Genomic DNA, 7,271 nt, shown 5'->3' on the forward strand with positions numbered 1-7,271 from the left:
CGCCTGGGTGCTCATAACCGGGATCCCTTTTACCATGCACTCTATCCAGGACAAAGGAGGAGCTATGGTGGATTTCGAGTTTTCTACTGGGGCTAACAAAAGGTCAATCTTATCCAGAAGTTTTAAGAATTCCTGATGGTCCGTTGTTATAACCTTAAGATTCTTTTCCTGGTAAAGTCCATACCTATCCTGGAAACATTCTGGCTTAAACGCAAAAACAAAATCGATTCCAGCGTTCTTTCTTATGATGTTTTGGGCAACTGACAAAGAGTGATAAAAGCTTTTTTCCTTTATCTGCTGGGTAAACCCGGTCCATAAGATCACCTTGTTCGGATGTGGGGTTTTCCTTTTCTCAGGCAATACTTTTTCCCCATTTCCCAGAGGGACTCCCCATCTGATCACCTGGACTTTTTTATCTGGAAAACCGTGCTGGATCAGCTTCTGCTGGTATGCTTTTGAGCTGACTGCCACTTTATCCAGATTCCCAAACACGAGCCTCTGGTAAAGCGAATAAGCCCTGGAAGGGAAACTATGTGTGTTGTAGGTGATGCCTGTGGCATAGACTTTGAGCTTTGGGAAGAAGAGTTTAATAAGCCCGGTTAAAAACCCAAAATTGTCCATCAGGTGGACTACCTGTATCTGGTGCAATTTGACTATCCTTTTCAGGAAGGGGATCAGCTTTAACAGGGTAGCAGACCTTTGCACCACCCTCCAGGGTGGAGAATCCTTGAAGAATCCGAGGCTCAGCCCCTTAGCTACAGCTTTCTTTTGGTGAAATGAGGGCAGAACGTTATACTGATAAATATTTCCCTCTTGCTCAAATTTAACTGGAGAGGAATTGACTGAGACGATTATTAGCTTATCCAGCATAAGAGATAATTCCCTGGAAAGGTTCAGCCAGAAGTTTTTATCTCCATTATTTTTGTGGAGATAAAATCCGAACCCTAAGAGTAAGACATTTTTTGAATCTCCATTTTTTACAGCTTGCACCTATTTGCGCTCCTTCTAGCCCTTTTTGGTTTTAACACATCCTTTCTCTTATGAAAGTGCCAATATTTGCGGCAAAAGCCCGGATATTGAAATATTGTTGCACCGATTTTTGTGCATTTTCCCCCATTCTTCTTAGTTCGCTAGGGTTATTTTGGAGAAAAAGAATCTTCTCGCGCAAGTCCGATGCATCACCAGGTGTAACTAAGATTCCGTTTTCCATATTCTTTAGATAATCTTTGGTACCCCAGCAATCTGTGGCTACTACCGTTTTACTAAGTGCCATCGCCTGAAGCAAAACAAGTTGACCAGACGAAAATTCAGGAACCTTTAGTGGGATAATTACGAACAGTGCGTTATGTAGTCCTTGTAGAAATTCTTTGAGCGGTGTATCTACGCATACTTCCAGGTTAGATTCCTTGTCAACTTTTGTCAAGATATTATAATCACGGCTGCAATAAATTTTCACCTTCATTTCTAGTCCTTTTGTCGCTTTTTGCACTAGTTCGTAATCCCTATTGCTCTTACCAGCGCTTGCTACATATAGTTCTTTTCCATTTTCCTGTAAATCAATTTTGGGAAGCTCTATACCATAAGGAACGAATTTTATTTTCTTTCTGTCCAGACCAAATAAATTAGCATAATAATCAGCTTCATCTCTTGAATGACATATAATTCCATCAATTTTTCTAATGCATACCTTATAAAACCAAAAACGGAGGGCAGTGATAATCTTACTTTTTCTCGGTCTAAAAATGAACGTTACCACGAATAACTTTGGCTTGGTCCGGAAGAATATAAGTTTTAGAAACCCCATGAATAAACCAACGACACCACTCCAGCAAATCACTATATCATATCGCCGCCCTTTTGCAAAACCTCTGATGGCAAAGAGTAGAAATGGCATCCAGACTTGAACAACCTTATAAAAAAAAGTTCGACCATAATTAAGATGAAATGGGGAAGTTTTCATCTTGATGATGTGAATTTCCGGCACCTTCAAGGAAAGCTCATCAAAAAATTCTGAAGAGAATCTTTTATGTTCTGTATCAAGAAACAAAACCTTATGCATTAACAATCCCCTTATTTTTTCTGAGCTCAATTGAGATATAGATCTTTTACAGCAAAATAAATATCTTGAGCCATTTTCTCTTCGTTATAGAGCAACTCAACCGATTTTCTGGCATTTATTCCTAATCTTTCTGTCTCGTTTGGATTATTTAAAAGGAACTCAATTTTTTCTCTTAAATCAGAGGGGTTAGCCAATTCGTAAAATAAAGCATTCTTTCTATCTTCTACATAATCAATAACACCGGGCGTCTTAGCCACAATAACCGCCTTACCTAAAGCCATAGATTCTAATAGAGACATCTGACCATGGGCATGAGCGCGATAGGGTAATGGAAGTATGACAAAAAGGGAAGACTCAATATATTTTTTCAGGGTCTCAAGCGGTGAAAACGGTATTGTTCTGACTCCTTTGGGTAATAACAACCCTTTCAATTCCTTCTTAGAAAACCCCTTTTTCCCAATAACGACCAATTCCATTTTTTTACTTAACTTACCAAATGCTTCAAACAAAGTGGGCCAGTCTCTGGCATCTAACCCCCCATAACCAAATGAGATTATATAATTAGCTGGACAGCTATTTTGAGGCTTAAACCTATCAATATCTAATCCAAAGGGAATGAATTTTGTCCTTCTTATAATCTCTGGGTAGTGTTTTTCATAATCTTCTTTCTGTAATCGGGCTAGATAGAAAAGCAAATTAACCGCGGACAAAGCCTTTCTTATTAATGGCTTCAAATACCAGCTGTTCTTTCTGCCTATTCCCTCCACATCTATCAACACCAGAGGGGTTTTTATCCTGAAAATGCTCTTGAACAGAGCCGGGATTAAACCTATCTGGGAATGGAAAAAGATCAAAAGGTCATATTTTTTCATTTTGGGTAAAACCCTTAGGGACTGGAAAAGGTGAAAATGTAAAAACTTTTTCTCAATCAAGCTCAGCAAAGGTATCTTCCTATAACCCATAACCTCTATTTGTAAATTATCCTCGGGCCAGTGCTTGAAAAACCAGTATTTCTGATCTGGCAGAAGCAGGTCCGCCGGATATTTTCCTTGGTCATCTTTTTTTGTTTGCTGGACTTCCCAGCCGACTGCCATTAAGATTTTCTTCATATTCCATTTCCAGGAATAGATTTTGACCAGTTTCCAATAAGCCCGGCAAACAGCCAGAAATAAAAAGCTAACGGGCGTGTTTCCAGAGCTGGTCCGATGAAATCATAAAAGAAGACCCCAACTATCACCCCTAAGAATCCCAGGGCTATTCCCTTCATTAGCAAATCATTTGAATTTTTATAAACCTTAAATCCAATTTTATAGAATCTCCAGATTATCCACAAAAAAGCCAAAAGCCCTATTACACCAACTTGAGCAAGCATTTGAACCCAATAGACATCTCCTAACCAAAAACTTGAGATCTTGTCTCTTATTAATTCCCACCCAGGTCCAAGGCCCAATAAGGGAGAATGTGAAAAAATGACCGAGGGCACTTCGAAGAGGGTAAACAGTCGGTTTGTTTTGGCAACTTCCCAAGCTCTCTCAGAAAAGAGAAGACCTAAGTTTTCTATTGGCGAAATTAGGGAATTAGAGGCAATTAGATTAAAGGATTCAGTTCGATATGTAAACGCTATTAAAATTACCCCCCCTACCAGAAGTCCACAAAAACTTAACATGCCCCATCGTTTAACTGTCAATACCATAAAGAGCAAAACTACCATAAAAGTAAACACCAGACCAACAGAGTAGGTGCTAATGAGAATGAATAATCCGATTATAAAGAAGAGCCAAAATTTTTCTTTATTTTTCTGTGTAACTAAAAAAATTGCAGTGACTAATGTAAGAACAATTAAAATAAATAATCCTAAATTAACCGTATCACCGAAAGTCCCAAAGACCAGATGCCCCTTCTCTCTCAATCCCCCTAAAATGAGCCATTTCTTCGCGGCGTAGCTTCCCACTGTCAAAGTCGTAGGCCGCGGCATGAGAATTTTGTTTATGGGGTCACCGACTAAAACCTGAGCAATCCCAACCACAAATTGAAAGACAGCTATGCCAATTAAGCCTTTGATTAACTTCTTAGTAAATTCAATATCTAAATTAATATTTACCATAATGAAGTACAAGAGGTAGTACCGTAGTACAATTCTTATAAATAGGACTATTTCTAAAAGAGGGGTTTGATTTAAAAGACCAGAAAGAAAGACGCTTCCCGCGAAAATCAAAACTGGAACATCTGCAACGGTTTTGACAAAATGCTCTCTCTCAGTGATTTTCTTCATAATCAAAGCTATCAAAGTCATAAGTAATAGGATTTCGCTCCCATACCTCAACAGTGAATATATCTCATCTGAAACCGGCATAAACTTTAAGACAAACTCCTCGAAAGGGATGAAAAATGCTAAAAAAAGAACCACCCCTTTGAAGCTCTTGCTTAACAAGAGGATTGCAAACAGAGAAAATACTGCAATTAACAGAAAATCTGTTATCATCGTTGGAAGTCCCTGTTTAAATAGCTGATATGTGCTTGTATCTCTTTTTCCATCAGACTTCTAAGGTTTGTCTGCCAATAGTTTTTGAGCTCTTTCAAGTAAGATGAGCTTCCTATCATTGTCTTTAGAACCCACAGATCACTTTTTATGAATCTTTCGTTTTGAACTCTTCTCTTGTATTGAGATAATTTTGGAAGATGTTTAACAAATTGGAAAAAACCACTAAAAAAAGAATTGGCCAAGACAGGATCCCTCTTACATAACAGCAAAAGCTTTTTTAAGAGAGTAAGAACCGTGACCGGAAGAAGCAGAACCGAGGTGCTTACCTTAAAACATATATAGTGAGTAGCCAAAAAACTGTAGATCGCCATTTTTTCCTGTTTAGGCGAGCCCTTGATTACGGACCCGGCGTTTTTATGCAGGAAATAAGAATTGAGTAAGGGTTTAGGAGGCACATTTTTTAAATTTAAACGCCATCCCCACTCCACGTCCTCGTACAAAAAGAAAAGTTCATTAAGCGTGTTCCTTTCAATAACCTGTTTTGTTACTAGGCAGCAGGCAGTGCAGGAAAAAAAGGGTCGGAGTTCCTCAGGTTTAAAGAGATTTTGCAAGCCAAAATCTCTTGCTGGATACCCAGCTCCAATGAAATTGCCATCAAAATCCAGTTGTAGCGGATTTATCACGCAGTTCTCATCTTTTTCAAGCTCTGCCGCCATTTCAGCCACTAAATTCTCAGGTAGATAAACATCATTATTTAAAATTAAAATATATTCCCCTTGCGCTTCTCTGGTGGCTAAGTTTATGGCATAAGGCGGCCCGGAATCCTGTTTTAGTTCTATCACCTTTGCCAGCGGGTAGTTGCTCTTGATGAAGGAAACGCTTTCGTCCTTGCTCGCGCAGTCCACCACTATTACCTCTAAATTCTTATAGCTCTGCCTGAAAATAGAATCCAGGCACACGGGCAGGAATTTCATTCCATTCCAATTTACCACTATGGCGCTTACCTTTTTTTCTTCTGACAAGTTTCTCCCCTTTTTTAACCTGTCTTTGCAAAAATCAAATCTTTCAATCTATAAAAATCATAGCCATACAAGCCCCTTAAGGAAAAAAGGACTATCAGGTAACTTAAAATCCCTGCCCCAGCGCAGAGGAAGAGGTTTAATTCCCTGGTCAGATATAAGGTTAGGCTCATGATCAGAGTCGCAAATACCACTTTTGAAAACGGGCCCAAAAGGATTTTGAAATCAAAACCTAAGAGCTTTCGGGCATAAAACATCCCAGATATCATCACAAAAAACTCAGTGGTCAAAATAGCAACGCTGGTTCCCAGGTGGCTAAATCGTTGAATCAAAGCGAAGTTAAAAAGAAGGCTGATTACCAAGCCGATTCCGGTGATTAAAGTGTTGAACTTCTGATATCCCTTAGCCATAAGACCGTTTCCGGTGACGATGCTTAAATACATACAGAACATCCCCCAGATAAGTATCTGCAAAGACAGCACTGAGCCTGCGAATTGTGCCCCGTAAAGGAAGCCAATGAGTTTGTCAGCCAGCATAACCGTGCCGATACTTATGGGCAGGGCTAAGCAGAACATCAGGGTAAAGGACTTGCCCAGTATCCGGTCAAATTCCGGCTTGGATTTTCTGGAGCTTTCCGATATTATGGGAAACAAAGAAGCAACCAGCACCCCTGGAATCATCTTGCCAGCTAAGACCAGGCGGTTGGCCGCGTTGTACAAGCCCACTGCATGATCTCCTTTAAAAAACGATAAAAGCACAGTATCCAAATTCAGGTACAAACCGGTGAAAACCAGCATCAGCGCAAAAGGGATGGACCTTTTCAAAAGATCTTTCCAGAAGGCAAAATCAAACTCGAAATTTATAGGGGTGAACTTTTTCGAGATCAAGACCCAGGCCGAGATTAAAATCAGAATCCAGACAAAAACCTGAGAATACCCTATGCCATAGATTCCCCAGCCCAGCTTTAAAAATAGATACCCCAGACCAAAGCACAGGACGTTCTGAGCCAGATTTAATACCGAATCATACTCTAATTTGAGATGAGCCTGGAATATCCACCTCAGCCCGGAGGAAATACTCGAAAGAAAAGTGGCTAAGCCTAAAAGAAAAACTATCTTCACGGTTTTCTCCGGATACCCTAAGAGGACTATTGACAACATCACTATTCCAAAAGCCAGAACCGATAAGAAGGTCTTAAACACCACCAGATTATTCATATATTTCTCAGTCAAACTCCTGTCTTTTGATACCTCTTTGACAGTAAGCAGGTTCATTCCTAAGTCGCTGATTACCACAAACATAGCCGTAAACGACAAGGCAAAAGTAAGTTTACCAAAGTCGTTTGGTCCAAGATACCGACCGATAAAGACGAAGAGAAGCAGATAGAATAGCTTTCCCAGGACAGTAGATAACCCCAGAGCGCCTGAGTTTTTCAATACCAGCCTGGCTCTGCTTTTGTCCTTATCTGGTTTTTGTTCCCGGAGCACTGAGAGTCTCTCTCCCATAGAGTGATTAGTTCCTTTTTGAAATTGCATGAAACTCTTCCACTTCTGATAGTGGGTTTAACCTTTCGGCTAAGTTTCGTCCTCTTTGAATACAGGCATCCATATTGAGGTACTCAAATTCAGCAAACCTGCCGCAGAGAACTATTCCGAGTTTTTCTATGTAATTTTTTACAATTCCTATGTTCTTCAGATAATCTTTGTCATAG

At 39.8% G+C, this 7,271-nt stretch carries 7 protein-coding genes; all 7 read right to left on the reverse strand.

Annotated elements, in window-relative coordinates; genetic code table 11:
- Positions 1–990 (reverse strand): glycosyltransferase family 4 protein (locus MUP17_03530; protein MCJ7458047.1); only part of this gene is annotated, 990 nt, incomplete at its 3' end.
- 31 nt (positions 991–1,021) lie between these two features.
- Positions 1,022–2,059 carry a glycosyltransferase family 4 protein gene (locus tag MUP17_03535; protein MCJ7458048.1) on the reverse strand — a complete coding sequence of 346 codons (1,038 nt, stop codon included), beginning with the start codon at positions 2,057–2,059 and terminating at the stop codon, positions 1,022–1,024.
- A 26-nt stretch (positions 2,060–2,085) separates the two neighbouring features.
- A complete protein-coding gene (locus MUP17_03540) occupies positions 2,086–3,168 on the reverse strand; it encodes a glycosyltransferase family 4 protein (protein ID MCJ7458049.1) in 1,083 nt (360 codons plus the stop codon).
- Positions 3,165–4,541 (reverse strand): hypothetical protein, encoded by a 1,377-nt coding sequence (locus MUP17_03545; protein ID MCJ7458050.1) that lies wholly within the window; start codon positions 4,539–4,541, stop codon positions 3,165–3,167. Before MUP17_03545 ends, MUP17_03540 begins: the two co-directional genes overlap by 4 nt.
- A complete protein-coding gene (locus tag MUP17_03550; GenBank protein MCJ7458051.1) occupies positions 4,538–5,563 on the reverse strand; it encodes a glycosyltransferase in 1,026 nt (341 codons plus the stop codon). The genes MUP17_03545 and MUP17_03550 overlap by 4 nt, the downstream gene beginning before the upstream one ends.
- A gap of 14 nt (positions 5,564–5,577) precedes the next feature.
- Positions 5,578–7,095 carry a flippase gene (locus MUP17_03555; GenBank protein MCJ7458052.1) on the reverse strand — a complete coding sequence of 506 codons (1,518 nt, stop codon included), beginning with the start codon at positions 7,093–7,095 and terminating at the stop codon, positions 5,578–5,580.
- A partial coding sequence (locus MUP17_03560; protein MCJ7458053.1) for a hypothetical protein occupies positions 7,073–7,271 on the reverse strand: 199 nt, incomplete at its 5' end. The genes MUP17_03560 and MUP17_03555, both read right to left, overlap by 23 nt.

This window comes from Candidatus Zixiibacteriota bacterium, assembly GCA_022865345.1.
In the GTDB taxonomy this organism is placed as follows: Bacteria; Zixibacteria; MSB-5A5; order MSB-5A5; family RBG-16-43-9; genus RBG-16-43-9.

What these genes read in the sequence shown, in the direction of transcription:
- MUP17_03545 (MCJ7458050.1), bottom strand. Translation starts at nt 4,541, where the DNA reads ATGATAACAGATTTTCTGTTAATTGCAGTATTTTCTCTGTTTGCAATC.
- MUP17_03540 (MCJ7458049.1), bottom strand. Translation starts at nt 3,168, where the DNA reads ATGAAGAAAATCTTAATGGCAGTCGGCTGGGAAGTCCAGCAAACAAAA.
- MUP17_03555 (MCJ7458052.1), bottom strand. Translation starts at nt 7,095, where the DNA reads ATGCAATTTCAAAAAGGAACTAATCACTCTATGGGAGAGAGACTCTCA.
- MUP17_03535 (MCJ7458048.1), bottom strand. Translation starts at nt 2,059, where the DNA reads ATGCATAAGGTTTTGTTTCTTGATACAGAACATAAAAGATTCTCTTCA.